This is a genomic window from Saezia sanguinis (assembly GCF_003991585.1).
Classification (GTDB): Bacteria; Pseudomonadota; Gammaproteobacteria; order Burkholderiales; family Burkholderiaceae_C; genus Saezia; species Saezia sanguinis.
This window is the reverse complement of sequence record NZ_PQSP01000223.1, coordinates 1-234: the sequence shown is the minus strand read 5'-3', so window position 1 is coordinate 234 and position 234 is coordinate 1. Positions and strand designations below refer to the sequence as shown.

The 234-nt window shown below is 64.5% G+C and carries 1 protein-coding gene; it reads left to right on the top strand.

What is annotated here, in order from left to right; genetic code table 11:
- Positions 1-9: 9 nt before the first annotated feature.
- On the top strand, positions 10-234 hold a 225-nt coding region (locus CUZ56_RS16440; protein ID WP_369126774.1), incomplete at its 3' end, for a precorrin-6A/cobalt-precorrin-6A reductase.

Below are 234 nucleotides of genomic sequence, written 5' to 3'. Positions count from 1 at the left end.
GGGGTAGACCTGTGCAGCTCGTTAGCGGGGCGTACGAAGTCCCCCCGGCCAGTTCCTGGCCCGACTCGGGTGGGTGGTTTCGGCGGCGTCGACGGTCTCAAAGAATTCCTGACTGATAACGAGGTCAAAGTCATGGTGGATGCCTCCCACCCCTTCGCCGCAGCTATGCACGGCCACGCCGCTCAAGCATGCCGCGACCTCAACCTTCCGCTGGCACGGCTGGCACCACCAAGC